The following is a 25,269-nucleotide window of genomic DNA, read 5'->3' as shown; positions in this document are numbered from 1 at the left end:
GCACGCTGCCGTGGCGCCTTGCGACATCGGGCCGGCGATCGGGTGAGCGGCGCCGGACGGCGGCGAATGCGCGACCGGCTACGCGTCCTGCCGCACCACGCCGAGTTTGAGCCCCAGCATGCCGAATATGCGGTTCATCGTCTGCACCGTCCCGTCGCTGCGCCCCTGTTCGATATCCTGAATCGTCTTGATCGACACGCCGGCAAGCGTCGCCATTTCCGCACTCGTCAGCCGCATCGTCTTCTTCAGGTGCCGCACCGATTCGCGCAGCGACCATTCGGGATGTGCGAGAACGCCCTCGATCGCTTGCCGCCGGAGCGAAAGCTGTTCGGGAAGCGGCAGCGCGTTGTAGCGTTTGTCCATCGTGTCGCCCTCCGCCTAGCCCAGCGCATCCAGTTCACCGGCAAGCCGCTCGAGTCCAGGCCGCAGAAACGCATGCACGTCGTCCTCCAATCCGAGACCGGCGCCGTGATCGGCGATTTCCTGCAAACGCGGCGCCATCGCACTCAGCCGCGCCTGCAATGCAGCACGGTCCAGCACGACATGCGTCTCGCCCGTCTGCGGCTCGCTCGACCGAACGACCGCATCAAGCACGCGCGCCCAGTCCGGCCGGCCACCGTCATTTCCTTCCCAACGAATACGCCTCGCAATGCCATCCGGATGCAGATACATCGGTGCAAAGTCGTAAAGCGGCGTCAGCGCGATGCGCCCGTCGAAATCGCGCTGCAACGCGGTGTTTCGCGCATGGTTGTCCTTGTTGCCCAACGCGAGATTCGCGACGTCGCGGCACAGGTATTCAGCCACCTCGGCCTGGGGGTTCGTGCATTGACGCACGAGATGCCGGCATACCTCGTCATGGCTCGGCACGACACCGAAGCCGGCCTTGCCCGTCAACGAAGCCACGCTTTCCTGAGCGAGCCGGACAACGCGACCGCCCACACGCGCACGATCGAAACGCCGGATGAAGAGCGAGCGGTCGCGCAGCACCAGCGGCGCATGCACGCGCAAGCCGAGACGCTGGGCCAATGACATGTAGGGCGCTTCGTGACGCAGGATCTGCGCGAGGCGCGCGTTCGCGCCACGTCCGAACTTGACGATGTAATGCTCGATCGCGCGCTCGTCCGGCAGCGTGTGATCGAGATAGAGCAGCCCGTCGTCGGCGCGGGTCAGCAGCAGCTTCGGCCACTCGCCCTGCACACCCGAAGAGCCCGCAACGAAGAATCCGTGCGCGGCAAGATATTCGCTGAACGCGTCGCCTCGCGCGACCACCTCCTCGTCGGTAAAACCTTGCTGCGGCCCCTGACGCTCGGCAAGCCATTGCGCCGCTTCCTTGACGCGCAGATTCCCGATCGAATTACCGGCCCCCGCGAGCAGCAGCGGCCAGTCGGCATGCTGCTCCGCCGTTTCCGGCAAACCGAGGCGGCGCAACAGTTCCTCGCGGCCGAAGCCTTGCGGCAGCAGATCGATCAGGAAAACAGGCCAATGCGGTGTCTCCAGTGGCTCGAGGCCAACCGGAAAACGGCACGTCATCGCATGCGCGTCGCGGGCAGGCCGATGCCGAATGGCCCACTCGACGTCGTAACCGGTATAAGCACGCGCGCGCCAACCTTCCCCGGGGTCGCCGAACAGGTTGACGACGCCGATGTCGTGCCAGGCACCGTCGGCATGGAGCTGGATCGTGCAGGAGGCGTTCATTTCGGAAGAAATATATATAAATTACCAAGCAGCGAGCAAGTAAAGTATATATTTTTCTACCGAAATGCAAATCTTCTTCGTCGAGTACGCCTGAGCAGGCGCACCTTGAATCAGCTTCTGCGGGTCAGCGCCGCCTCGATCTTGCGATCCGTCTTGTACTGGCTCAGCGCATACACCGACCAGATCGCGGCGGGCAGCCAGCCGATGATCGTGAGTTGCAGGAGCAGGCAAATGATCCCGGCGATCGGACGGCCGATCGTGAAGAACTGGAACCACGGGAGCAGCAGGGCAAGCAGAAGGCGCATGAACGATCCTCTCGGTACGTCGTTGAACGGGTGATGCGCGACGAATATGCCGGTGCATGCGGCGAAATTCAAGCCACACGACGGCAGGCGGCGCCGTCGACCGCCCGGCGCCGCCTGCGTCGACCGCCTCATGCGGCGGGCGCATTCCCGTTACCGCGCTTAGCGCCCGATACCCAGCCCCGGCAGCACGCCCGTGTTCTCGGCCACCACCGCGTGCAGCAGGCGTGGATCGGCGCCGAGCAGCGCGAGGATCGTCGGCGCGACCTGCTTCGTGCCGACGAGATCGTTCACCGTGCGCGCGCGATGGAGGCCCGGGTACGACACGAGCAGGCCGAGGTGGCTGTCGTCCGGCGCGTTGCCGCCGTGCTCCTCGTCCTTCTTCGTGCTCGACGTATAGATCACGCCCGGATTCGGCTGGACGACGATGTCCGGCGTGCGGCCGTTGGCCGGATCGCCGAAGCGGTCGGCGAGCGCCGCGCCATACAGCACGTACGCCTGCGGGCCGTCCGCGCAGATCCCCGGCGCGTTGCAGCCGAGATTCGCCTTCAGCGTCTGCACGACGGCCGTGCGCTGGCTGCGGTCGCGCAGCCAGATCAGCCCGACGTCGTCGGTCTGCACGAAGCCCGTGCCGACCAGGCCCGAACCGTCGTTCAGGTTGCCCGTCGCCGTGTTGTTCTGGCCGAAGTTGCCGTTCGGATCGATGTAGTTGTTCGCTTCGAGCAGCTTCGTCAGCGTGTCGCCGTTCTTCACGAGCTTCGTGTGATCGGTCGGCGACTGGCCGTGCTTCGACGTGACGATCACGGCCGTCGACGAATACAGGTTGGCCTGCTTCAGCGCCGCGACGACATGGCCGATCGAGTTGTCGACATACGTGATCGCATTCGCGACCTGCCCGTTCGGCGTGAAGTCGGCGTCGAGATAGCCGCCGCCCTTCGCGACCGGCGCCTTCTGCGCGACGCTCAGCGTCTGGAAGTTCGCGCCGAACAGCGTCGGCACCGGCGCATTCTTCGTGCCGGTCGAATCGCGGCCGCCGATCTGGTTGATCAGCGCCTGCACGTGGAGGTTGTCGAAGCGCGCGGTGTGCGAATAGACGTCGGTGTAGGCTGTGTTCGTCGCCGGGTCGATCGAATTGATCTCGGTGCGCATCAGATCGTCGACGCCGGTGCCCGACGGGCCGTTCAGCCAGTCGTAGCCCCACGCGTGCTTGTCGGCCCACGCGGTGTGCGCATTCGGCACGCCAGCCTTCACGGCCTCGAACACCGTGTTGGTCTTCACGTAGTTGTGCGGGTAGACCGGCACGCACTGGCCGTTGACCTTCGCATGCGGAATCGCCTGCGGATTGAACGCGCCGCCGCCGTCGAGGTGCACGAGCGCGCCGCCGTTCTGCGCGTCGATGCCGGTCGTCTCGTCGAACACGACGTTCCAGCCCTGCTTGCCCGAGCATGTCGAGTCGCTCGGCGCGTACAGGTTACGGTCGTACGACACGTCGTAGAACAGGCCGGCCGTCTTCGGCGAGCCGCCCGTCACAAGCGCGGCGAGGCCCGGAAACGAATCCGACAGCCCCGGCGTGTATGCATTCGCGTACGTCACGCCGCTCTTCGCGAGCACGGCGATGTTCGGGCACGTATTCGCGCCGATGCAGCGCGCGAGATCCTGCTCGTGCAGGCCGTCGATGCTGAGCAGCAGCACGTGCTTCACGACGCGGCTCGCCCGGCCGTTGCCCTCGCCCTGATCGTTACCGTCCTGTTGCGCCGCATGCACGCCTGCGCTGGCGAACGCCAGCGCGCCCGCCACCATCGCCGCCATCTTCCGCTGTTTACCGAAAAACGAAATCATCACCCCACCTCATCGATTGATGTTGAACTCCGTGACCTGCCATCAGGCGCGCAAAATATCGCCGGATCGTGGGGCGGACGGATGAAGCCAGGCTTTCTGTTCTCTGTCAAACGTAACCAAACGCAAGCGACATGAAGCGGTCGCCATGCGATGCGCGCCGTGCGCCGGCCGTGCGGCCGGATTTTTTTTCGGGTTGGCCGGCGACTATTGGCGTGTGATAAAGGGTTTTCCCTGACCCGGAGCACGAGTATGTCGACCCTGGAAGCTCTCCGGTTCGTGCTGGACGATGCACGTACCCCCGAAATCATTCGCCATCACGTCGTCGACGCGCTGCAGTACGCGTTGCGCAACTACGGACAGGTGTTTACCGCGAAGGAAGTCGAATGGCTGACGCAGTGGGACGACGCGCGTCTGCCGCTGGCCGCGAGGAAGGAGCTGGACAAGCGCGAACCGGCGATCGCCGGGCGCTGAAAAAAACCGCCGCGCCCGGCGGATGCGGGCGCGGCGGCGGATGGCGATGACGCTTACTGCAGCCCGAAGTCGACGCGGGTCGTCGCGCCCTTGTCCGAGATCCCCTTCGCGTCGAGCTTCGGCGCGACGACGAACATGCGGCTCGAGTCGATCTTGCCGTCGAGATACTGGCGCACCGCCTGCGCGCGCTGCTGCGCGAGCGCACGCAGCGCGTTGTCGTCGGCCGGCGCGTGATCGGCGAGCGCCTGCTTCATGTCCGCATCGGGCAGCGTCTTCTGCAGGCCGACGAGGTTGCGCGGCTTCTTGAAGTCGGCGGCCTTGTACGCGCGCGTCAGATACTTCGAGTATTCGGCCTTGTCGACCTTCACCGACATCGGATCGACGCTCTCGCCCTGGCCGACCACGTCCCTCAGCTTCTGCTGGCGCACCAGCCGCTCGACGTACGCGTCGCGCAGCCCCGGCGTGTCCTGCGCGGGATCGACGCGGCCGATCAGGTCGAGGCGGATCGACGGCTTCTCGGTCAGCATCTTCACGACGGTGTCGAGCTTCTTCTGCTGCGCGTCGGTCAACGCGTACGAACCCGGCGCGAACTCGACGTAGCCGAGATCCTCGCCGCCGCTGCCGCCGAACGCATTCGCGAGCAGCGTGAACGGCGACGTGACGGCCTTCGCGATCAGATTCAACACCGCGTGCCAGATCAGCCCGCCGACGCTGAACTCCGGATTCGACAGCGAGCCCGACACCGGCAGGTTCACGTCGATCTGGCCGCGCGTGTTCTTCAGCAGCGAGATCGCGAGCTTCACCGGCAGCTTCGTCGCCGTGTCGTTCTCGACACGATCGCCGAACGTGAGCTGGTCGATGAAGATGTGGTTGTTCGCCGACAGCTGGTCGTTCGCGAGCTGGTAGTGCAGATCGACGTTGAGCTTGCCCTTCGTGATCGGGTAGCCCGCGTACTTCGCCGAATACGGCGTCAGGTTGGTCAGCTCGATGTCGTGCGCGGTCGCCGTGAGGTCGAGCGCCGGTTTCTCGATCAGCGGGTTCACCGAGCCCTTGATCGAGATCGGCCCGTTGCCCGCGAGGTTCGCGGCGACGTCGACCGGCGCGGACGTCGTCGAATCCGTGCCGAACGCGCCGACCGTGCCCTTGATCGCGACGAGATTCGCCGTGTAGTTCGGCTTGATGAAGTTGTCCGTGTACGTGACGCGGCCGTTCTGCAGCAGCAGTTCGCCGAAGTGCATGCGCACCGGGTTCTGCGGCTGCGGCGCGGCCTTCACGACCACCGTCGCCGACGCGGCGGCCGGCACGGACGCCTGCTGCGCGGCCGCGGCCGACGCGGCCAGCGCGGCGGCCGGCGGCGTCACGCCCGGCGACAGCGGCACCGGCTCGCCCTTGCTCGCGTCGCGCGTGAGCGACTGCGCGGGGCCCGACTCCTTCGCGACCACGTCCTTCAGGTTCAGCCGCCCCTGCGCGTCGAGCAGCACGCGACCGTAGAAGTTCGAGAACGTCACGCGCGCGGCGTCGACGTCGGTGCCCTTCTCGTCGTAGTTCGCCTTCAGGTTCGACAGCGCGAGCGAGCGCCAGCCGGCGAACGGGTCGGAGGTCGCCTTGTCGAGCATCCGCACGTCGACCAGCGCGACGTCGCCGCGATAGGTCGCGCGCGGCCTGTCCTTCACCTGCGCGAAGGTCAGGTTGCCTTGCGCGTTGAGCAGCGCGCTCGCGATCGTCGCGTTCAGCGCGCTGCCGAAGTACGGCTCGAACGCGGCCGCGTCGAGGCGGTTGCCGTTGATCTTCAGGCCGAGCTTCAGCGGCTGCGCGGTCACGTCGCCCGACACGTTCAGCGAGCCCTTGCGGTTCAGCGTCGCCTTCAGTTGCACGGGCAGCGGCTTCGTCAGGTCGTCGCTCACCTTCTGCACCGACAGGTCCAGCGGCTTGATCGCCAGCTTCACCGGGCGCGGCGTCGACAGGTCGGTGAAGTTCGCGGACGCGTCCTTCACGTTCAGCGCGTCGATCCGGTAGTGCCACGTCGGCGCGACGGCCTGGGCCTTGCGCGCAACCGTGCGCTGCGGCACCGCCGCCTGCGCGGGTTCGGCCAGCGCCGCGAGGTCGATCTTGCCGTCCTTCAGGCGCTTCACGTCGAGCGCGAGCCCGCTCGCGTCGACGCTCGCGATCTCCGCGGTGCGCGCGGCGACGTCGACCTTCGCGATCTTCGCGCTCGCGTCGGGCAGCACGATCGCGGGCGCCTTGTCGTTCGGCGCGGCAACCTTCAGCGACTTCAGGCTGACCGTGCTGTCCGCGACTTCCGCGGCGAGCGGCGTCTTGCCCCAGTCGGTCTTCGCGTTGACGGTCGCGCCGAGCGTGCCGTCGAGCACGCGCGCGCGCGTCGCCTCGCCCAGGTACGGCTGCAGCGCCGGCAGCGCGAGCGCGGCGACCGTCAGCTTCGTGTCGGCCTGCTTCGCGGCAAGATTGAACGTGCCTTCGGCCCTCACGTCGCCGCCGCGCGACAACGATGTCGACAGCGTGTATTTCGCGGGCGTCTTGCCCTGCAGCGAGAAGCCGTCGAGCGTCGCGGCGAGCTTCGTCAGCGACATCGCGGTCGGCGGCGCCGGCACGCGGTCGTCGACGTTGATCGTGCCGCCGTCGATCGCGAAATGACGAATCGTCAGGTCGAGCGGCGGCGCTTCCTTCGCGGCGGCGCTGCCTTCGGCCTTCGCGGCGCTGGCGCCGCTGGCCGCGGCGACGGTGGCTCCGGAAGCACCGGAAACGGCGACGGCCGACGCGGCCGATGTGGTCGACTTGCCGGCTTCGGCCTTCGGTGCGGCGGCCGGCTGCGCGACGAGCTTCTCGACGTTCAGCACACCCTGCTTGTCGCGCGACAGGTCGACCACCGGCTGGTCGATCCGGATCTCGTCGAAGTGCATCGCGTTGCGCAGCGGCTCGAGGCCGGCCGCCGCGACGTGCACGCCGCGCGCGGCGAATAGCGGCGCCGACGCGCGGTCGGTCACCTTCGCGTCGTTCAGGTCGACGGTGCCCGACACGCGCAGCGCCGGCGTCTCGCCGCTCATCACGAAATTGACCGTCAGGTCGCTGCTCAGCAGGCCGCTCGTCACGGCCACCGGCAGCTTCGCCGGCACGTACGAGATCAGCTTCGGCACGTCGAGGCGGTCGAACTTCAGCGCGATCTCCGATTCGCGCGACTGCGCGAATGGCTTGGTCTTGCCGTCGATCGAGATCGGGCTGCCGTCGAAACGCGCGCGCAGCTTCGGCTCGACGAAGATGTCGGTCTTCGAGGCCAGCGTCGCGATGTACGGAATGCCGAGCGTCCAGTTGTCGACGACGTGCTTTTCGTTCAGCAGGCGATCGTCGAAGTCGATCCGGCCGTCGTTGACCTGGATGTTCGACACCGAGAACTGCGTCGGCTTGCTGTCGGGCTTCGGCGACGGCGACGAGAACTTCTCGATCAGGTCGGTGAAGTTGAAGCGCTGCGCGTCGTAGCGGACGATATGAAAGCGCGGCGCGTCGAGCCGGATTTCGTTGACGATCGGCGCGCCGCGGAACAGCGACGACCACGACGGCCTCACGACGAGCTTGCCGATGTCGATGAAGTCGCCCTGGCCGCCGCGCTCGCCGAGGCGGATGCCGTCGGCTTCGAGGTTCAGCGTGTACGGGTTCAGTGCGATGCGCTGGATCGTGGCCGGACGGTCGAGCTGCTTGCTCAACTGCTGTTCGGCGACATGGCGGATCAGCGGCGGCGCCGCGAAGAAGCCGAGCAGTCCGAATAAAACGATGAAGATCAGCAGGCCGATGCCGATACGCCGGGTCCGGCGCGAGCGTGCAACGCCACCGAGGGCATGGAGGGTCGAGGGTACGGTTTCTTTGTCTGCGCTTGCCATGCTTGAATATCTCGGGAATGGATGACGGGCCGCACCGGAGAACCGGGCGGCCGCGCACGCTATCCCGAAAGTATAGGCTCAGGAGGTGACGGTACGGAGGTCCGGCGCCGCCGCCGCGCCCGCCGGTCGGACAACGGCGGCGCTCAACCGTTCATTTCCGGACGACGGCGGGCGGCATCCACGATCCGTCGCTCGCCTGCGGCTTCGGCGCGTACAGGCGCAACGCGAGCGCGAAATCGGTACGCGGCGCCGGCAGCCAGTTGGCCGCATGCGCGCCGCCCGGCGACACCGACACGACGATGTCGACCGAGCCGTCGCGGTTGCGGCGCAGCCGGTCGCGATCGCCGAGCGAGCGGCGCGCCGACCCGACGTCGGGCAGCGCGCCGTTGGTCGTGTACGGCGTGAGCGTCCAGAACGCGCGCACCGGCGGCAGTGCGCCCGGCGCGAAATGCAGCACGTAGCGGTTCGCGCCGTTCAGCGAATGGCCGTCGCTGTCGACGCGGGTGATCGCGAGCGTCTCGTCGTCGCGCGTCGCGGTGCCGAACTGCGTGTAGGCCGCGTACGCGCGCAGCGCGTAGTCCTGGCCGTACTTGCCGGCCGTGTCGCCGATCCAGTTCCAGCCGTTCGCGCTCAGCAGGTTCGACGGCGGCGTCGCGAGCCGCGCACGCGCCTCGGCAACGCCGGCCGTCGCGGCCGTGAGACGGTCGCCCGTCCACAGCACCGGGTAGCCGGCCGTCACGCCGATGTCGCCGAGCGATTCCTGTGCGTGCGCGTCGTCGGCCGGCGCCGGATTGTCCTGCAGCGCCTGCGCGAAACGCGTGAAGAACGCCTTCGGGTCGAGCGCGGCCACCTGCTCGGCCGGCGTGCCGCCGCCCACCGCTTCGGACGGCGCGCTGCCCGCATGGACCGCGACCGACGCGCCGCGCTCGGCGCCCGTGTAGACCGACAGCGGCACCACGCGGATCGCACGCTGCAGTTTCTTCACGTTCGTCAGGTCGCGCCCGCCGCTCGTCTGCAGCCGCACTTCGAGCCACGCATTGGCGGACGGCACGTCGACGCGCAGCACGCCCTTCGGCAGCGTGCCCTGCCAGTCCTTCGCGGCGAAGGCAATCGTTTGCGATCGCCCGGCGCCACGGGCGCCGCGGGTCGCGACGCTCGACGACGACCACAGTACGTTCGTCCACATGTCGAGCGCGCGCGCGTCCCAGTAGCGGCCGCGCGTGTCGGGCAGCGTGACGATCACGGGTTCGGCGGCGACGTCGAGCCAGCCGGTCGAGTCGAGCGTGTCGACGCCCGGCAGCGGCGGATTGACCGCGCCGACGGGCGGCAGCGCCGCCGCGTGGCGCAGCGTGTTGAGCGGGGCCTGCCCCGGTTGCGCGCCGTCGCCGCCCGTCGCCGCTTCCTTCGCGACGTCCATCAGCACGAGCGGATACGCATAGATATAGGAGTCGGCGACTTCCGCACGCATCCAGCCGGTTTTCCGCTGGATCGCGTCCGGTTGCGACGCGCATCCTGCAAGCAACGCCGCAATGGCCAGCGACGCGCACGCGCGTCGCAGAGAAACTGATTCTCGCTGGTTTTCAATCATCGATTACTGGCCGAATATCGTTCTTTTCAGTCAACGCCCTGTTCGTCTCGTGAACGGCGAAAAAGGCACCCCAGCGTGCCCGGATGACCGTTTCGCTACAGTTCGTAACGGTGGGCGCTGATGTCAGGCCGGTATCATAGCGCCTAAGGGCATCCCCCAATATGCCGAATAAAGGGTAAAACGCTAGCCAACCCGTCAAAAAATCTGAAATATTTCACGGGATTCGGCAAAAAACCGAAACAGACCAGGAAGCATCGGCCCTCAATCGCCTCGCGAGCGCCAGGCTCCGCGCCTGAGCGCGTACGCGCACGCCCGGCACGCTCGCCCGGCTGTCCGTCTGGAAGGCGGGCGCTCACTTTCCATGTTGTGACAACCTGTGTGCATCGACATGCGTCGCATCGTCGCCGGCGCTTGACCTTACCATCATGGGAATGTTGATACTGGAACCATTCGCGGCACGAACCGCGCCTTTGGGGAATCCGACATGACTGAACCACTTGCCTCCGCGGCGCTGCAAACGATCGAGCTGAGCATCGACGGCATGCATTGCGGCGGCTGCACGGGCCGCGTGCAGCGCGCGCTGGCCGCCGTGCCGGGCGTCGTCGATGCGGCGGTCGATCTCGATGCGCATGCGGCAACCGTCACCGCGCAGGAGACGGTCGAGCCCGGTCGGCTCGTCGACGCCGTCCGCGAGGCCGGCTACCGCGCAGCGGTGCGCGAAGCGGCGGTCGAAGCCGTCTCGGCCACGCCTTCGGCGAACGCGCCACGCGCGGCAACACCGCCTGCGCCGGCTGCCGCCGCGACGATCGAACTCGATATCGACGGGATGACGTGCGCGTCGTGCGTGTCGCGCGTCGAGAAGGCGCTCGCGAAGGTGCCCGGCGTCACACGCGCATCGGTAAACCTCGCGACCGAACGCGCGACGGTCGATACGTCGGCCGGCGTTTCCGCCGCGCAATTGGCGGATGCCGTGAAGCAAGCCGGCTATGGTGCGACGCCGACGGTGTCGGACACCGCCGTACCGGCCGTCACCACCGCCCCGCCCGCCAGCATCGAACTCGATATCGACGGCATGACCTGCGCGTCCTGCGTGTCGCGCGTCGAGAAGGCGCTCGCCAAGGTGCCGGGTGTCACGCGCGCATCGGTCAACCTCGCGACCGAGCGCGCGACGATCGATACGTCGGCCGGCGTTTCCGCCGCGCAGCTCGCCGACGCGGTGAAACAGGCCGGCTACGACGCGACACCGGCTGCCGTCGCCACGCCTGCCGTCACGTCCGCTGCCGCCGACGTCGAACTCGACATCGGCGGCATGACCTGCGCGTCCTGCGCCGGCCGCGTCGAAAAAGCGCTGGCCGCCGTGCCGGGCGTCGCGCGCGCGACGGTCAATCTCGCGACCGAGAGTGCATCGGTGCACGGCGCCGGCGCACTCGACGCCGCCACGCTGATCGCTGCAGTCACCACGGCCGGCTACCGTGCGTCGCTTCCCGCCGGCGAAACGACCGGTGCCGACCTACAACCGGCCGGCCCCGCGCAGGCCCCCGACGCACGCAAGCGCCGCGAAGCGATCCGCGAACGCAACCTCGTGATCGGGGCCGCCGTGCTGAGCGCGCCGCTCGTCGCGCCGATGCTCGCCGCGCCGTTCGGCATCGACTGGATGCTGCCCGGCTGGCTCCAGCTCGTGCTCGCGTCGATCGTGCAGTTCGGCTTCGGCGCACGCTTCTACCGCGCGGCCTGGCATGCGATGAAGGCCCGCACCGGCAACATGGATCTGCTCGTCGCGCTCGGCACGTCGGCCGCGTACGGGCTGAGCCTGTGGGTGCTGCTGCGCGATCCCGCGCATCCCGGTCATCTGTATTTCGAAGCGTCGGCCGTCATCGTCACGCTCGTGCGCTTCGGCAAGTGGCTCGAATCGCGCGCGAAGCGCCAGACCACCGAGGCAATCCGCGCACTGAACGCGCTGCGCCCCGACCGCGCGCGCGTCGTCGAGCACGGCGTCGAACGCGACGTGCCGCTGGCGCAGGTGCGCGTCGGCACGCACGTCAGCATCCGGCCGGGCGAGCGCGTGCCCGTCGACGGCCGGATCGTGACCGGCCGCTCGCACATCGACGAATCGTTGATCACCGGCGAAAGCCTGCCCGTGCCGAAGGACGACGGCGACGCCGTCACGGCCGGCTCGATCAACGGCGAAGGCGCGCTCGTCGTCGAAACCACCGCGATCGGCGCGGAAACGACGCTCGCGCGCATCATCCGCCTCGTCGAATCCGCGCAGGCCGAGAAGGCGCCGATCCAGCGGCTCGTCGATCGCGTGAGCGAGGTGTTCGTGCCGGCGATCCTCGGCATCGCCGTGCTGACGCTGGCCGGCTGGCTGATCGCCGGCGCCGGGACGGAAACCGCGATCCTCAACGCGGTCGCGGTGCTCGTGATCGCGTGCCCGTGCGCGCTCGGCCTCGCGACGCCCGCCGCGATCATGGCCGGCACCGGCGTCGCGGCCCGGCACGGCGTGCTGATCAAGGACGCGCAGGCGCTCGAGCTCGCGCAGCGCACGACCGTGATCGCGTTCGACAAGACCGGCACGCTGACCGAAGGCAAACCGTCCGTGACGGCGTTCGACGCCGTCGGCGTGCCGCGCGACGAAGCGCTCGCGCTCGCGGCGGCCGTGCAGCGCCAGAGCGACCATCCGCTCGCGCGTGCGGTGGTCGCCGCGCATGACGCGGACCTGGCCGCACAGGGCGGCGGCGCCGAGTCGGTCGTCGCGACCGATGCGCGGGCGGTGCCCGGGCGCGGCGTGGAAGCGCACGTCGGCGGGCAGCAGCTCGCACTCGGCAGCACGCGCTGGCGCGACGAACTCGGCATCGCGGTACCGCCGGCGCTCGACGCCCGTGCGGCGGAACTTGAGGGCGCCGGCAACACGATCTCGTGGCTGATGCGTGCCGATGCGCCGCGCGCGGTGCTCGCGCTGATCGCATTCGGCGACACCGTGAAGCCGGGCGCCCGCGACGCGATCGCGGCGTTGTCGGCGCGCGGCGTCGCGAGCGCACTCGTGACGGGCGACAATCGCGGCAGCGCGGCGGCCGTCGCGGCGGCGCTCGGCATCGGCGAAGTGCACGCGCAGGTCCTGCCCGACGACAAGGCACGCGTCGTCGCCGAGCTGAAGCGCACGCACGGCGGGATCGTCGCGATGGTCGGCGACGGGATCAACGACGCGCCCGCGCTCGCCGCGGCGGACGTCGGCATCGCGATGGCGACCGGCACGGACGTCGCGATGCACACGGCCGGCATCACGCTGATGCGCGGCGACCCGGCGCTCGTCGCCGACGCGATCGACATTTCCAGACGCACGTACCGCAAGATCCAGCAGAACCTGTTCTGGGCGTTCGTGTACAACCTGGTCGGCGTGCCGCTCGCGGCGTTCGGGTTGCTGAACCCGGTGATCGCGGGCGCGGCGATGGCGTTTTCCAGCGTCAGCGTCGTGACCAATGCGTTGCTGCTGCAGAGATGGAAAGGCCGCGCGCGGTGATGCGGCAGGCGGTAAATGCCGGATGATCGAACCGGCCGTCCGGCGCTCGACGCTCGATCAACAGGAAGGATCGGTAGGCGTGCCGACGTTGGTCGGCTACCCGGCATGCCGCACCGGCAGCCCGTCACGCCGCATCGCGGGCCAGCGGATTCAGTCCGACACGACCGGTTTGATCAACGTCGTGGTGATCGGCGCGAAGCCGCACGCGCGATACAGCGCACGCGCCGCCGCGTTGTGGTTGAACACCGACAACCCGATCTCGGTGACGCCGTACCGGCGCGCCTCGGCGTCGAGCGCATCGAGCGCGCGCGTGGCCCAGCCCTGGCGACGCCGGGACGGGACGATGTCGAGGTCGTAGATGAACAGTGTGCGGTTCGGCCCTTCGGGGACGATCGCGTACCAGAGGTCGCCCACCGGGTCGCCGCTGGCGCCGTCGATGAGCGTGACGAGGGTCTGGCCGGCGCTCAGCAGGCCGTCCGGCAGCAGCGTGTCGAAACAGGCGCGCGCACGATCGGCCGCGGCTTCGACAGCATTTTGTCCGGAGGAAACGAGATCGCGCGCGTAGCCGTCGATGGCTCGCGTGCGGTACGCGTGGAATTCGCCGGCCGTCATCGGCCGCATCTGCAGCATGGCCCGGTCGCCGTGAACGGAATCGGACTTCCAGTGTAGCGGGACGGTCGCACCGGCGCGCGATGCGGCGGTGGAAAAACGGGCAGGCAGGTGCGGCGGACGCCGCGCCGAATCAGCGAATCAGCGAATCAGCGAATCAGCGAATCAGCGAATCAGCGAATCAGCGAATCAGCGAATCAGCGAATCAGCGACGATACAGAACGATCGGCACGAGGTTGGCACGGCGCACGCGCTCGGCTTCGGCGTGACGTGCGGCGTACGAGTATTCGGCGTCGAGCGGCAGGTGCGGGGACACGAACAGGTCGTCGATTTTTTGCAGCAGGGCGAAGATGAAGCTCATGTGAGACTCCTGACAGATAGGACTAGGGTTTTCCCTTAAATCGCCTCCATTTTAAGGGTTTTCCCTGAATTCCGCCAGTAAGCTGCATCGGTTTGCCGCACGCGCGTAACAGCCGATCACCGATGCGGAACCGCGATCCTTGCTCCGTCACGCTCCCAGGATAGGGTCGAAACGATTAACGCGTGCGACGAACCCGCTTCGCGACGGCCGCCTCGCGGTTCGCGTTGCGCTGAAGTCGGTCGACTTGCGACAGCAGCGCTTCGTGGTGCTCCTCGAGCGTCATCAGCGTGGCCTGCTGCGTCGACAGATCGGCCGCGAGGCGATCGATCCGTTGCTGCTTGGTCGCCACGTCCTGCTTCAGGTGCGCGATCTGCCGCGTTTGCAGCACCAGCGCGACGAGCCCCGCCAGCACGACGACAGCCAGCGCGAGCAGTAAACGGTTGACGCGGCGCATCTCGCGATCGGCCGTGCGCGTCAGGCCGTCCACGTCGGACTGCAGCACGGCGAGCCGGTCGGTCAGCGGGCTCAGGTGCGTGTCCGGATCGAAGGCTGGCGCGGCCGGTTGGGTACGCTCCGACGACGGCTTGGTCACGAACGACGCGGCGGATGCCACCGGCTGCGCAACCGGCGACGGCGAAGCGTCGGGCTGCCGGGCCGTGTCGCGGGGCTTCGTGGAAGGCGGGGCGATCGCCGGTTCGGGCGAAGGTGCCGACCCTGCCGACTGTGCCGGCGTGTGCGGCTCGACCGGCGCGGCGGCGGGCGGCGGGTTCGATTCAACCGCTTCCGGCTTCGAGTCGACGCTCGTCGCAACCGATACGGTTTGCGTCGCCGTCGCTTCGTTGGGTCCGGCAGCCGCCCGGCGCTTGCCGCCCGACGACGAGCGGCGCTCCTTCACCGCGTCGCCCGAAGATTTCCCTTCGCGGGATTTGACGACTGCCGCCTCGACGACAGGCTGCGCGACTTCGCCATCTGCCACTTGCGATTCCGCCGCCAGCGTCACGGCGCCATCGGCGGCTTGCCGCTTCGTCTCCGCGTTCGCGGCGTCGTCACCCCCGGGCACATCGATCCGCGTAACGCCGCCATCGCCCGCCGGCAAATCGGCTGCCTTCGTTGCAAGACCCGCTGCAGATGCGCCATCGACGATCGCGGCCATATCGCGTTCAGGCGTCGAAACGGCCGCGATCTCCCTATCCGTCGCCGCCGTACCTTCGGTTTCAGCATGCGTTGCCGCAACCGCATCCGCAGGCGGGATGAAACCGTCGAGCGTGGCTTGTCGCCCGTCGTCGGCACCGGCCGCCGCATCGGCTTCGTCGACCGCTTCATCGCGCGCCGCAACCGGCATGCGCTCGCCCGGCTCCAGCACCGGATCGCCGAACAGGTCGAGCGTCCGTTCGTCGCGCGGGCCGTCGCCGGCCGGTGCCCCGCCGGATCGTGCCGTCGCCCTTGCGGACGTGCTGCCTGCGGCAGCGGCCGAGCGCTGGCGCGAACGGGCCGACGAACGGGTGGAACGGGAACGGGAGCGTGGCGTGGAAACGGATTCGGTCATGGAAATCGGATAGCGGGGCCCGCAGGCGCGAACCCGGATGTCGAACGGAATCGGTGGTCGGCCATTGTCGCACGCCCCGCAATCGATTCACGCTATTCGTCGCCCGCGAACCCGCTCCCGTCGTCGAAACGCGTGACGCCCGGCAGTGCGCGCAGCTTGTCGCAGATCGCCTTGTATTCGAGTTCCGACACCCGCGCCAGCGCGATGCGCACCTCGTCCTGCTCGCCCGTGTCGTCGGCGCGCTGCACGATGAACTGCTTCACGCGCGCACTGTCGGGACCGAGCGCCGCGTGCAGCGAATCGAACGTCAGCGTGCCGCTCGCAACCGTCAACGCAAGCTGGCGCCGCTGGCGCACCGTGAAATAACGCCGCTCCAGCGGCTTGATGCCGGCCAGGATGATCAGGATGATGATCGTCGCCGAAATCGACGCGACATAGAGCCCGCCGCCCACCGCGAGGCCGATCGCGGCGACCGACCACAGGCTCGCGGCCGTCGTCAGCCCGCGCACGATCTCGCCGCGCAGCAGGATCGAGCCCGCGCCGAGGAAGCCGATGCCCGACACGACCTGCGCGGCGATCCGCGACGGATCGAGCACGACGTGGTCGCTGCTGCCGAGCACGTCGGCGAAACCGAACGCCGACACGATCATGATCAGCGTCGAGCCGACGCACACCAGCATGTGCGTGCGCAGGCCGGCCGCCCACGACAGGCGCTCGCGCTCGAAGCCGATGACGCTGCCGAGCGCCGCCGCGAGAACGAGCCGCATCACGAGTTCCAGGTTGCTGAGCATCCGATTTCTCTCCTTTTTTTGGTGCCGGCCGCGCGGAATGTTTTATCCTTGGCCCCGGCCGCGCCGATTCTCCGGGCCCGCCGATACGTTTCGATCCAAGCGCTCAACCCCGCCATGTCCGTTTCCGACTCCGCTTCCGCTCAGGCCGCCCAACTGCGCCACCATTTCGCGCACGTCGTCTTGCCGATCTGGCGGGGTTCAGGGTTCGACTCAGCCTTGCAACTGCCGTTCGAGGCCGTCGATCCGGCCACCCACGCGCCGCTGCCCGTGACCCGTTATCGCGCAATGGCGTGCGCGAGGCAACTGTTCGTGTTCGCGCAGGCCGGCGACACCGCGCATGCGGCCACGCTGTTCGATGCGCTGTGCCGGCACTTTCGCGACCCGCGCCACGGCGGCTGGATCTACAGCGTCGACGCGCAGGGCGCGCCGCTCGATACGACCAAGGATCTCTATACGCACGCGTTCATCGTGTTCGCGTGCGCCGCATGGCATGCGGCGTCGCGCGACGCCGCCGCGCGGACGGTGGCGGAAGAAACCGCCGCGCTGATCCAGGACCGCTTCGCGCCGCGCCACGGCGACGCGCTGCTCGATGCCGCGCGCCACGCCGATTTCTCGTCATCCGGCAGCGGTGCGCTGCAGAATCCGCTGATGCATCTGACCGAAGCGTGGCTCGCGGCCGCCGATGCATTCGGCGACCCGGCGTTCGACGATGCGCTCGCGCGCACCGCGCAGGCCGTCGAGCACACGTTCGTTGATGCGGCGACCGGCTGCGTGGCCGAGTTGCCGCTCGGGGCGGCCGACAACCGTTTCGAGCCCGGCCATCAGTTCGAGTGGTTCTATCTGGTCGACGCGGCCGGCGCGCAGCTCGCGCAAACCGGGCTCCCCGCCGCGCTGTCGCGCGCGTTCGCGTTCGCCGAGCAATACGGCGTCGATGCGCAAACGGGCGGCGTCTGCGCGGCGCTCGACGCGCAAGGCGCATGCATCGACGGCACGCAGCGGATCTGGGCGCAGACCGAATACCTGCGCGCGCTCGCGACGCACGGCGGCACGCCGGCCTCGGCACCGCTCGCGCGGCAAATCGAGCGCTTCGCCGCGCGCTTCCTGCATCCGCGCGGCTGGTTCGAGTGCAAGACGGCGGACGGCCAGGTGTCGCGCGCCGACATGCCGTCGACGACGCCCTACCACCTCGCGACTGCCTACGCGGCGCTGCCGGTCGGCGCGTAACCCGCATCGGCGAACGACGGCGCCGCGCGTTCGCCGCGTGCGGCGCGTCCATCGCCCAGTTCGAACACCGACACCGCCTGCATCAGGTGCGCGGTCTGGTCGTTCAGTGACGCAGCGGCCGCCGCGACTTCCTCGACCAGCGCCGCGTTCTGCTGCGTGAGCTGATCCATCTGCGTGACGGCCTGGTTCACCTGCTCGATCCCGACGCTCTGCTCGACCGACGCCGCCGTGATCTCCGACATCGTCTGCACGACCCGCGTGATCGACGCCGACACCGTGCGCATCGCGTCGCCGGCGCGCTCGACGAGCTCCGCGCCGCCGTTGATCTGCGCGACCGAATCCTCGATCAGCGCCTTGATCTCCTTCGCCGATTGCGCGCTGCGCTGCGCGAGCGAACGCACTTCGCCCGCGACCACCGCGAAGCCGCGCCCCTGTTCGCCGGCCCGCGCGGCCTCGACCGCCGCGTTCAGCGCGAGAATGTTGGTCTGGAACGCGATGCCGTCGATCACCGAGATGATTTCCGCGATCCGCCCCGAGCTCTGCGCGATGCCGCGCATCCGGTCGATCACGCTGTCGACCACACCGCCGCCGTGGCTCGTCGCTTCGAGCGCCGCGTCGGCCAGCGCGCTTGCCGCACGGGCGCTGTCGGTGTTCTGCCGGACGGTCGCGGTCAGTTCCTCCATGCTCGCGGCGGTTTCCTCGAGCGAAGCAGCCTGCGTGCCCGTGCGCGCCGACAGATCGGCGTTGCCGCCGGCGATCTCGCCCGCGCCGAGGTGGATCGCATCGGACGCGTGGCGCACCGTGCGCACGGTGCCCGCGATGCTCGTCTGCATCGTGGCGAGGCCGCGCAGCATCCGGTCGATCTCGAACACGCCGCCCGCCTGCACGGCTTCGTCGAGACGGCCCTGCGCGATCCGCTCGAAATGGCGGCCGGCCTGCTCCAGCGGCGCGACGACCGCACGCCGCGCGGCCGCGTAGATCGCGGCGCTCGCCGCGAGCATCGCCACCAGCAGCACGATGCCGACCGACTTGAACCACAGCATGCCGCCGTCGATCGTGTCGAGCGCCGCGCGGCTCGAGGTGCCGCCATAGTCGGTGAAGCGATGCAGCTCGGCGATGTACTTGTCCTGGAAGCCCTGGGTCGGCTGGTCGAGGAACGCCTGGATGTTGTCGGCGTCGAGAAACTGCACGAGTTCGCCCAGCGCGCCGCGCAGCGCACGATAGCGCTCGGTGAGCGCCGCGACACGCGCGCGGTTGGTATCGTCGACCGGCTGCGCGGCCGTCAGCACGGCGAACGCCTTGTCCGCTTCCGCGAGCGACGCGCCCGCATGGCGGATGATGTCCTCGGGCTTCGGGCCGCCGCGCACCATCCGCGTGCCGGCACGCGACAGGTTGATGCGCGCGTCGAGCAGTTGCTCGGTCGCCCGGCTGGCCGCGCCGACCTGCGCGATCGCGACGTTCGACAGATCGTCGACGCCGCTGCGCGTCGACGCGAGCGTCCAGAAGCCGAGCGCTTCGATTGCAAGCAGGAAGAGGCAGAACACGGTCAACACGCCGAGCAGACCCGACGCGAGCTTGATTTTTCCGAACATGGGGGATTCCTGGAGAGCGGACGATGAGGCGATGCCCCGGCATTAGCGGCATTTCTTCGTCGGACTTTAGGCGGATTGCCGGCAACGCAGGTCAATCGCTCGGTTCGCGCGCGCATTCGCGCCGAATCGCCCGCAAACGCGGAGATCTTGGGTATTCGACGCAATAATCGCGTCGCATCGCACCGGAATTTGCCCGAAACGCGGACGAATTTCCTTGCTTATCCGAAGCCCCCTTCCTAGAGTTCAGCGCAAGCGGGCACTCATTTCTAAGGAAGTTCAATGACCGACATCACGGACCACGCGCGCGGGGCATTGCGCGCGCAACCGTTCAGCATGCTGCTGGGCACGCAGCTGATGCATATCGGCGACAACGAAGTGTCGCTGTGTCTGCCCGTGCGCGAGGAACTGCGGCAGCAGCACGGCTTCGTGCACGGCGGCGTCATCAGCTATCTCGCGGACAACGCGCTGACGTTCGCCGGCGCGCTCGTGCTCGGCCCGCGCGTGATCACCGCCGAATACAAGATCAACTACCTGCGGCCGGCCGTGAACGGCACGCTCGTCGCCCGCGCGAAGCTCGTCTACGCGGGCCGGCACCAGGCGACGTGCCAGTGTCACGTGTTCGTCATCGACGGCGATCACGAGCGGCTCGTCGCGATCGCGCAAGGCACGATCAATCGCGTCGGCGACGGCAAGGTGCCGGACAGGCCGGAAGAAACGGCGTGAGAACGGCCCGAGCGGCCCGCGCACGATATCGCGGCCGCTTGACGCCCGCGTCGCGCCGCTAGGCCGCGTCGTCCCCCGTCAGCGGCAAAAACCGCGGCGCCACCCGCGCCCGCACGTTCCCGTGCTCATCCGTCCGATAGATTCCGCGTGCCGCGTTGTGCGGATGCACGGCCGCGTCGGCCACGCTCAGCACCGGCGCGAAACACGCGTCGGTGCCTTCGAGCAGCGCGCGCCAGTGCGCGGACGGCTGCTGCGCGAACACTTCCGCGAAACGCGCCTTCAGCGCGGGCCAGCGCGCCCGATCGTACTGCGACGCGGGATCGACGTCGGTCAGCCCGAGCCGTTCGACCAGCAGCGCATAGAACGGCGGCTCGAGCGCGCCGATCGTCACGCATTCGCCGTCCGCGCAGCGATACACGTCGTAGAACGGCGCGTCGTGGAACAGGCTCGGCTGCGTGCCGCCGAGCTGCCCGTTCGCGCGTGCCCACAACGCGAGCGACCCGAGCATCGACACGATATCGACGATCGCGCCGTCGACCACGCGCCCCGGCCCGCCGCCGCGCACGTCGAGCAACGCACAGACGATCCCGAATGCGAGCCCAAGCGCGCCGCCCGCATCGCCGACGACGGTCGGCGGCACGCCCGGCCGGCCGTCGCGCGGCGCGGACAGCGACAGCAGCCCGGTCAGCGCGACGTAGTTCAGGTCGTGCCCGGCCGCGGCCGCGAGCGGGCCGTGCTGGCCCCAGCCCGTCATGCGTCCGTAGACGAGCTTCGGATTGCGGCGCGCGCAAGCGTCGGGCCCGAGGCCGAGCCGCTCCATCACGCCGGGCCGCAGCCCCTCGATCAGCGCATCGGCCCGCGCGATCAAGTCGAGCGCGGCGTCGCGGCCGGCGGGCGCCTTCAGATCGAGTTCGACGATCGTCTTGCCTTCGCGCAGCAGGTCGCCGTCGCGGGCCCGCAGCGCGTCCGGCGCGCTGGTGCGGCCGGACGGGCGTGCGACCAGCGTGATGCGCGCGCCCATTCCGGCGAGCATCCAGCCCGCGAGCGGGCCGGGGCCGAGACCTTCGAATTCGACGATGTGGATGCCGGAAAGCGGCGCGGCGAGTGACATGCGATTCTCCTGTCGACTTGCACAGGCCCCGTGATTCGCGGTCGACCTGCGTCAGCGCGTCGGTTCGATGCCTTGGTCATCGAATGGCTTCCGCCGCGCACCCAGCAAACAAAAATCCCTGCGCAGCGGATTCACTTCGCAGGGATCGGCCCAAGGTTCGGTTGCGCCACGCCGCACGCACGAACCGTCATGCATCAGAACGCATCCCCCGGCACCCGCACCCAGCCTTCCATCAACACGCGCGCGCTGCGGCTCATGATCGCCTTCGTGACGCTCCACTCGCCGTTCTCGTGCCGCGCCTCCGCGCCGACGCGCAGCGTGCCCGACGGATGCCCGAAGCGCACCGCGTTGCGTTCGCCGCCGCCCGCCGCAAGATTGACGAGCGTGCCGGGGATCGCCGCGGCCGTGCCGATCGCGACCGCCGCCGTGCCCATCATCGCGTGATGCAGCTTGCCCATCGACATCGCGCGCACCAGCAGGTCGACGTCGCCCGCCTTCACGTGCTTGCCGCTCGACGCGACGTAGTCGGCCGGCTTCGCGACGAACGCGATCTTCGGCGTGTGCTGCCGCGTCGCGATTTCGTCGAGCGTGTCGATCAAGCCCATCCGCAACGCACCGTGCGCGCGGATCGTCTCGAACTTCTCGAGCGCCTTCGCGTCGCCGTTGATCGCGTCCTGCAACTCCGTGCCCGTATAGCCGATCGCTTCCGCCTCGACGAAGATCGTCGGGATACCCGCGTTGATCATCGTCGCCTTCAGCGTGCCGACGCCCGGCACGGCCAGATCGTCGACGAGGTTGCCGGTCGGGAACATCGAGCCGCCCGCGCCTTCTTCCTCGGCGGCCGGGTCCATGAATTCGAGCTGCACTTCGGCGGCCGGAAACGTGACGCCATCCAGTTCGAAATCGCCCGTTTCCTGCACCGCGCCGTTCACGATCGGCACGTGAGCAACGATCGTCTTGCCGATGTTCGCCTGCCAGATCCGCACGGTCGCGACGCCGTCGCGCGGCACGCGTGCCGGATCGACGAGCCCGCCGCTGATCGCGAACGGGCCGACCGCCGCCGACAGGTTGCCGCAGTTGCCGGTCCAGTCGACGAATGCCTTGTCGATCGCGACCTGACCGAACAGGTAGTCGACGTCGTGGCCCGGCCGCGTGCTCTTCGACACGATCACCGTCTTGCTGGTGGACGACGTCGCGCCGCCCATCCCGTCGATCTGCTTGCCGTACGGATCGGGGCTGCCGATCACGCGCAGCAGCAGCGCGTCGCGCGCGGCGCCGGGCGCCTGCGCGGCATCCGGCAGATCCTGCAGCCGGAAGAACACGCCCTTGCTGGTGCCGCCGCGCATGTACGTGGCGGGAATCCTGATTTGAGGAATGTGAGCCATGTCTGTGTTCCCAATGTGCGCCGTTCAGGCCGCCTGCGACGATTCGAGGAAGTCCTGCGCGAAACGCTGCAGCACGCCGCCCGCCTCGTAGATCGACACTTCCTCGGCCGTATCGAGCCGGCACGTCATCGGCACCTCGACACGCTCGCCGTTCCTGCGGTGAATCACGAGCGTCAGGTCGGCGCGCGGCGTGCGCTCGCCGATCACGTCGAAGGTCTCGGTGCCGTCGATGCCGAGCGTCGTCCGGTTGGTGCCGGGCTTGAACTCGAGCGGCAGCACGCCCATCCCGATCAGGTTGGTGCGGTGGATCCGCTCGAAGCCTTCGGCGGCGATCGCCTCGACGCCCGCGAGCCGCACGCCCTTCGCGGCCCAGTCGCGCGACGAGCCCTGGCCGTAGTCGGCGCCGGCCACGACGATCAGCGGCTGCTTGCGATTCATGTACGTCTCGATCGCTTCCCACATCCGCATGACCTTGCCTTCCGGCTCGACGCGCGCGAGCGAGCCCTTCTTCACCGCGCCGTCGACCACCGCCATCTCGTTGATCAGCGTCGGATTCGCGAAGGTCGCGCGCTGCGCGGTCAGGTGGTCTCCCCGGTGCGTCGCGTACGAGTTGAAGTCTTCTTCCGGCAGGCCCATCTTCGCGAGGTACTCGCCGGCCGCGCTGTCCAGCAGGATCGCGTTCGACGGCGACAGGTGGTCGGTCGTGATGTTGTCGCCGAGCACCGCGAGCGGGCGCATGCCCTTCAACGTGCGCTCGCCGGCAAGCGCGCCTTCCCAGTACGGCGGACGGCGGATGTACGTGCTCTGCGCGCGCCAGTCGTAGAGCGGCGCCGCGCGCTCGCCCGCGTCGGCGCTGCGCGCGAACATCGGCTCGTAGACCTTGCGGAACTGCTCGGGCTTCACGCTCGACGCGACGATCGCATCGATCTCCTCGTCGGTCGGCCAGATGTCCTTCAGCGTGACGGGCTGCCCGTCGGGGCCGTGACCGAGCACGTCCTGCTCGATGTCGAAGCGGATCGTGCCGGCGATCGCATACGCGACCACGAGCGGCGGCGACGCGAGGAACGCCTGCTTCGCATAGGGATGAATGCGGCCGTCGAAGTTGCGGTTGCCGGACAGCACGGCCGTCGCGTACAGGTCGCGATCGACGATCTCCTGCTGGATCTTCGGATCGAGCGCGCCCGACATCCCGTTGCAGGTCGTGCACGCGAACGCGACGATGCCGAAGCCGAGCTTCTCGAGTTCGGGCAGCAGGTTCGCTTCTTCCAGATACAGCTCGACCGCCTTCGAGCCCGGCGCGAGCGAGCTCTTCACCCACGGCTTGCGCGTGAGGCCCTTCGCATTCGCGTTGCGCGCGAGCAAGGCCGCCGCGATCACGTTGCGCGGGTTGCTGGTGTTCGTGCAGCTCGTGATCGCGGCGATGATCACCGCGCCGTCGGGCATCTCGCCCGGCTTCTCTTCCCACCGGCCGGCGATCCCGCGCGCGGCCAGATCGGACGTCGGCAGCCGCTTGTGCGGGTTCGACGGGCCGGCCATGTTGCGCACGACGCTCGACAGGTCGAACGTCAGCGTGCGCTCGTATTGCGCGTGGGCCAGCGTATCGGCCCACAGTCCGGCCGCCTTCGCGTAGGTCTCGACGAGCTTCACCTGCTCGTCGCTGCGGCCGGTGAGGCGCAGGTAGTCGATCGTCTGGCCGTCGATGAAGAACATCGCGGCCGTCGCGCCGTATTCAGGCGCCATGTTCGAGATCGTCGCGCGATCGCCGAGCGTCAGGCTCGCCGCGCCTTCGCCGCGGAACTCGAGGTACGCGCCGACCACCTTTTCCTTGCGCAGGAACTCGGTCAGCGCGAGCACCACGTCGGTCGCGGTGATGCCGGGCTGGCGCTTGCCGGTCAGCTCGACGCCGACGATGTCCGGCAGGCGCATCCACGACGCGCGGCCGAGCATCACGTTCTCGGCTTCGAGCCCGCCGACGCCGATCGCGATCACGCCGAGCGCGTCGACGTGCGGCGTGTGGCTGTCGGTGCCGACGCAGGTGTCCGGATACGCGACGCCGTCCTGCGCCTGGATCACCGGCGACATCTTCTCGAGATTGATCTGGTGCATGATGCCGTTGCCCGGCGGGATCACGTCGACGTTCTCGAACGCCTTCTTCGTCCACTCGATGAAGTGGAAGCGATCCTCGTTGCGGCGATCCTCGATCGCGCGGTTCTTCGCGAACGCGTCCGGATCGAAGCCGCCGCATTCGACGGCGAGCGAGTGGTCGACGATCAATTGCACCGGCACGACCGGGTTCACCTTCGCCGGATCGCCGCCGCCGTCCGCGATCGCGTCGCGCAGGCCGGCGAGATCGACGAGCGCCGTCTGCCCGAGGATGTCGTGGCACACCACACGCGCCGGGAACCACGGAAAATCGCGTTCGCGCTTGCGCTCGATGATCTGCTTCAGCGACTCGGCGAGGATCGCCGGATCGCAGCGGCGCACGAGGTTTTCGGCGAGCACGCGCGACGTGTACGGCAGCGTGTCGTAGGCGCCGGGCGCGATCGCGTCGACCGCGGCACGCGCGTCGAAATAGTCCAGCGACGTGCCGGGCAGGGGTTTGCGGTTGGCGGTATTCATGATGTG

General features: G+C 68.6%; 18 protein-coding genes. 4 read left to right on the top strand and 14 right to left on the bottom strand.

Translation table 11 applies throughout. The features are described from left to right. Positions 1 to 78: 78 nt before the first annotated feature. From HWX09_RS14700 to HWX09_RS14685, 4 genes are all read right to left on the bottom strand, one after another. The gene (locus HWX09_RS14700) at positions 79 to 363 is read right to left on the bottom strand and encodes a helix-turn-helix domain-containing protein (protein ID WP_027781655.1); all 285 of its coding nucleotides are present in this window, start codon (positions 361 to 363) and stop codon (positions 79 to 81) included. Between the two features lie 15 nt (positions 364 to 378). Then, the gene (locus HWX09_RS14695; RefSeq protein ID WP_027781656.1) at positions 379 to 1,695 is read right to left on the bottom strand and encodes a HipA domain-containing protein; all 1,317 of its coding nucleotides are present in this window, start codon (positions 1,693 to 1,695) and stop codon (positions 379 to 381) included. Positions 1,696 to 1,805: 110 nt separating this feature from the next. Continuing rightward, complete coding sequence (locus tag HWX09_RS14690; RefSeq protein ID WP_027781657.1) at positions 1,806 to 2,000, bottom strand: YqaE/Pmp3 family membrane protein; 195 nt, start codon at positions 1,998 to 2,000, stop codon at positions 1,806 to 1,808. Positions 2,001 to 2,159: 159 nt separating this feature from the next. Beyond that, entirely contained in the window at positions 2,160 to 3,836 is a 1,677-nt protein-coding gene (locus HWX09_RS14685; protein WP_027781658.1) for an alkaline phosphatase family protein, read from the bottom strand. A gap of 249 nt (positions 3,837 to 4,085) precedes the next feature. Here HWX09_RS14685 and HWX09_RS14680 point away from each other — a divergent pair, with 249 nt between their 5' ends. After that, positions 4,086 to 4,307 carry a hypothetical protein gene (locus HWX09_RS14680; RefSeq protein WP_011548933.1) on the top strand — a complete coding sequence of 74 codons (222 nt, stop codon included), beginning with the start codon at positions 4,086 to 4,088 and terminating at the stop codon, positions 4,305 to 4,307. A gap of 53 nt (positions 4,308 to 4,360) precedes the next feature. Here the strand turns inward: HWX09_RS14680 and HWX09_RS14675 are convergent, their stop codons facing one another. Further along, positions 4,361 to 8,197: a DUF748 domain-containing protein gene (locus tag HWX09_RS14675; RefSeq protein WP_027781659.1), complete on the bottom strand. Its 3,837-nt coding sequence runs from the start codon at positions 8,195 to 8,197 to the stop codon at positions 4,361 to 4,363. A gap of 151 nt (positions 8,198 to 8,348) precedes the next feature. Continuing rightward, on the bottom strand, positions 8,349 to 9,785 hold the full coding sequence (locus HWX09_RS14670) for a DUF1254 domain-containing protein (RefSeq protein ID WP_027781660.1): 1,437 nt from the start codon (positions 9,783 to 9,785) through the stop codon (positions 8,349 to 8,351). A 484-nt stretch (positions 9,786 to 10,269) separates the two neighbouring features. On the opposite strand from HWX09_RS14670, the gene HWX09_RS14665 reads away from it, so the two are divergent. Further along, entirely contained in the window at positions 10,270 to 13,302 is a 3,033-nt protein-coding gene (locus tag HWX09_RS14665) for a heavy metal translocating P-type ATPase (RefSeq protein WP_080681194.1), read from the top strand. A 150-nt stretch (positions 13,303 to 13,452) separates the two neighbouring features. On the opposite strand, the gene HWX09_RS14660 is transcribed toward HWX09_RS14665, so the two are convergent. The 4 genes from HWX09_RS14660 to HWX09_RS14645 form a co-directional block, all read right to left on the bottom strand. After that, positions 13,453 to 13,932, bottom strand: coding sequence for a GNAT family N-acetyltransferase (locus HWX09_RS14660; protein ID WP_027781662.1), 480 nt, complete (start codon positions 13,930 to 13,932; stop codon positions 13,453 to 13,455). A 184-nt stretch (positions 13,933 to 14,116) separates the two neighbouring features. Beyond that, positions 14,117 to 14,272 carry a hypothetical protein gene (locus HWX09_RS14655; RefSeq protein ID WP_011548928.1) on the bottom strand — a complete coding sequence of 52 codons (156 nt, stop codon included), beginning with the start codon at positions 14,270 to 14,272 and terminating at the stop codon, positions 14,117 to 14,119. A 175-nt stretch (positions 14,273 to 14,447) separates the two neighbouring features. Beyond that, entirely contained in the window at positions 14,448 to 15,818 is a 1,371-nt protein-coding gene (locus HWX09_RS14650) for a hypothetical protein (RefSeq protein ID WP_027781663.1), read from the bottom strand. A gap of 92 nt (positions 15,819 to 15,910) precedes the next feature. Then, the gene (locus HWX09_RS14645) at positions 15,911 to 16,609 is read right to left on the bottom strand and encodes an MgtC/SapB family protein (RefSeq protein WP_027781664.1); all 699 of its coding nucleotides are present in this window, start codon (positions 16,607 to 16,609) and stop codon (positions 15,911 to 15,913) included. 114 nt (positions 16,610 to 16,723) lie between these two features. On the opposite strand from HWX09_RS14645, the gene HWX09_RS14640 reads away from it, so the two are divergent. Then, positions 16,724 to 17,833 (top strand): AGE family epimerase/isomerase, encoded by a 1,110-nt coding sequence (locus HWX09_RS14640; RefSeq protein WP_027781665.1) that lies wholly within the window; start codon positions 16,724 to 16,726, stop codon positions 17,831 to 17,833. On the opposite strand, the gene HWX09_RS14635 is transcribed toward HWX09_RS14640, so the two are convergent. Then, on the bottom strand, positions 17,806 to 19,425 hold the full coding sequence (locus HWX09_RS14635) for a methyl-accepting chemotaxis protein (protein ID WP_027781666.1): 1,620 nt from the start codon (positions 19,423 to 19,425) through the stop codon (positions 17,806 to 17,808). The two genes, HWX09_RS14640 and HWX09_RS14635, sit on opposite strands and share 28 nt — an antisense overlap. A 279-nt stretch (positions 19,426 to 19,704) precedes the next feature. Here HWX09_RS14635 and HWX09_RS14630 point away from each other — a divergent pair, with 279 nt between their 5' ends. Next, the gene (locus HWX09_RS14630) at positions 19,705 to 20,148 is read left to right on the top strand and encodes a PaaI family thioesterase (RefSeq protein ID WP_027781667.1); all 444 of its coding nucleotides are present in this window, start codon (positions 19,705 to 19,707) and stop codon (positions 20,146 to 20,148) included. Positions 20,149 to 20,206: 58 nt separating this feature from the next. On the opposite strand, the gene HWX09_RS14625 is transcribed toward HWX09_RS14630, so the two are convergent. The 3 genes from HWX09_RS14625 to acnD all read right to left on the bottom strand — a co-directional run bounded on the left by HWX09_RS14625 (position 20,207) and on the right by acnD (position 25,263). Continuing rightward, the gene (locus tag HWX09_RS14625) at positions 20,207 to 21,259 is read right to left on the bottom strand and encodes a CaiB/BaiF CoA-transferase family protein (protein ID WP_027781668.1); all 1,053 of its coding nucleotides are present in this window, start codon (positions 21,257 to 21,259) and stop codon (positions 20,207 to 20,209) included. 194 nt (positions 21,260 to 21,453) lie between these two features. Continuing rightward, positions 21,454 to 22,644, bottom strand: a complete 1,191-nt coding sequence (gene prpF / locus HWX09_RS14620) for a 2-methylaconitate cis-trans isomerase PrpF (RefSeq protein ID WP_027781669.1) — start codon at positions 22,642 to 22,644, stop codon at positions 21,454 to 21,456. A gap of 24 nt (positions 22,645 to 22,668) precedes the next feature. After that, positions 22,669 to 25,263, bottom strand: coding sequence for a Fe/S-dependent 2-methylisocitrate dehydratase AcnD (gene acnD, locus HWX09_RS14615; RefSeq protein ID WP_027781670.1), 2,595 nt, complete (start codon positions 25,261 to 25,263; stop codon positions 22,669 to 22,671). Positions 25,264 to 25,269 lie beyond the last annotated feature (6 nt).

It is taken from the genome of Burkholderia sp. BCC1208, from assembly GCF_902833095.1.
Taxonomy (GTDB): Bacteria; Pseudomonadota; Gammaproteobacteria; order Burkholderiales; family Burkholderiaceae; genus Burkholderia.
Note: the sequence above shows the minus strand (reverse complement) of the source record. Positions and strands in the feature narration are given on the sequence as shown.

Coding starts and splice junctions, on each gene's coding strand:
- HWX09_RS14695 (WP_027781656.1), bottom strand. CDS start 1,695: ATGAACGCCTCCTGCACGATCCAGCTCCATGCCGACGGTGCCTGGCAC.
- HWX09_RS14700 (WP_027781655.1), bottom strand. CDS start 363: ATGGACAAACGCTACAACGCGCTGCCGCTTCCCGAACAGCTTTCGCTC.
- HWX09_RS14685 (WP_027781658.1), bottom strand. CDS start 3,836: ATGATTTCGTTTTTCGGTAAACAGCGGAAGATGGCGGCGATGGTGGCG.
- HWX09_RS14645 (WP_027781664.1), bottom strand. CDS start 16,609: ATGCTCAGCAACCTGGAACTCGTGATGCGGCTCGTTCTCGCGGCGGCG.
- HWX09_RS14680 (WP_011548933.1), top strand. CDS start 4,086: ATGTCGACCCTGGAAGCTCTCCGGTTCGTGCTGGACGATGCACGTACC.
- HWX09_RS14675 (WP_027781659.1), bottom strand. CDS start 8,197: ATGGCAAGCGCAGACAAAGAAACCGTACCCTCGACCCTCCATGCCCTC.
- HWX09_RS14655 (WP_011548928.1), bottom strand. CDS start 14,272: ATGAGCTTCATCTTCGCCCTGCTGCAAAAAATCGACGACCTGTTCGTG.
- HWX09_RS14670 (WP_027781660.1), bottom strand. CDS start 9,785: ATGATTGAAAACCAGCGAGAATCAGTTTCTCTGCGACGCGCGTGCGCG.
- HWX09_RS14640 (WP_027781665.1), top strand. CDS start 16,724: ATGTCCGTTTCCGACTCCGCTTCCGCTCAGGCCGCCCAACTGCGCCAC.
- HWX09_RS14660 (WP_027781662.1), bottom strand. CDS start 13,932: ATGCTGCAGATGCGGCCGATGACGGCCGGCGAATTCCACGCGTACCGC.
- acnD (WP_027781670.1), bottom strand. CDS start 25,263: ATGAATACCGCCAACCGCAAACCCCTGCCCGGCACGTCGCTGGACTAT.
- HWX09_RS14625 (WP_027781668.1), bottom strand. CDS start 21,259: ATGTCACTCGCCGCGCCGCTTTCCGGCATCCACATCGTCGAATTCGAA.
- HWX09_RS14630 (WP_027781667.1), top strand. CDS start 19,705: ATGACCGACATCACGGACCACGCGCGCGGGGCATTGCGCGCGCAACCG.
- prpF (WP_027781669.1), bottom strand. CDS start 22,644: ATGGCTCACATTCCTCAAATCAGGATTCCCGCCACGTACATGCGCGGC.
- HWX09_RS14650 (WP_027781663.1), bottom strand. CDS start 15,818: ATGACCGAATCCGTTTCCACGCCACGCTCCCGTTCCCGTTCCACCCGT.
- HWX09_RS14690 (WP_027781657.1), bottom strand. CDS start 2,000: ATGCGCCTTCTGCTTGCCCTGCTGCTCCCGTGGTTCCAGTTCTTCACG.
- HWX09_RS14635 (WP_027781666.1), bottom strand. CDS start 19,425: ATGTTCGGAAAAATCAAGCTCGCGTCGGGTCTGCTCGGCGTGTTGACC.
- HWX09_RS14665 (WP_080681194.1), top strand. CDS start 10,270: ATGACTGAACCACTTGCCTCCGCGGCGCTGCAAACGATCGAGCTGAGC.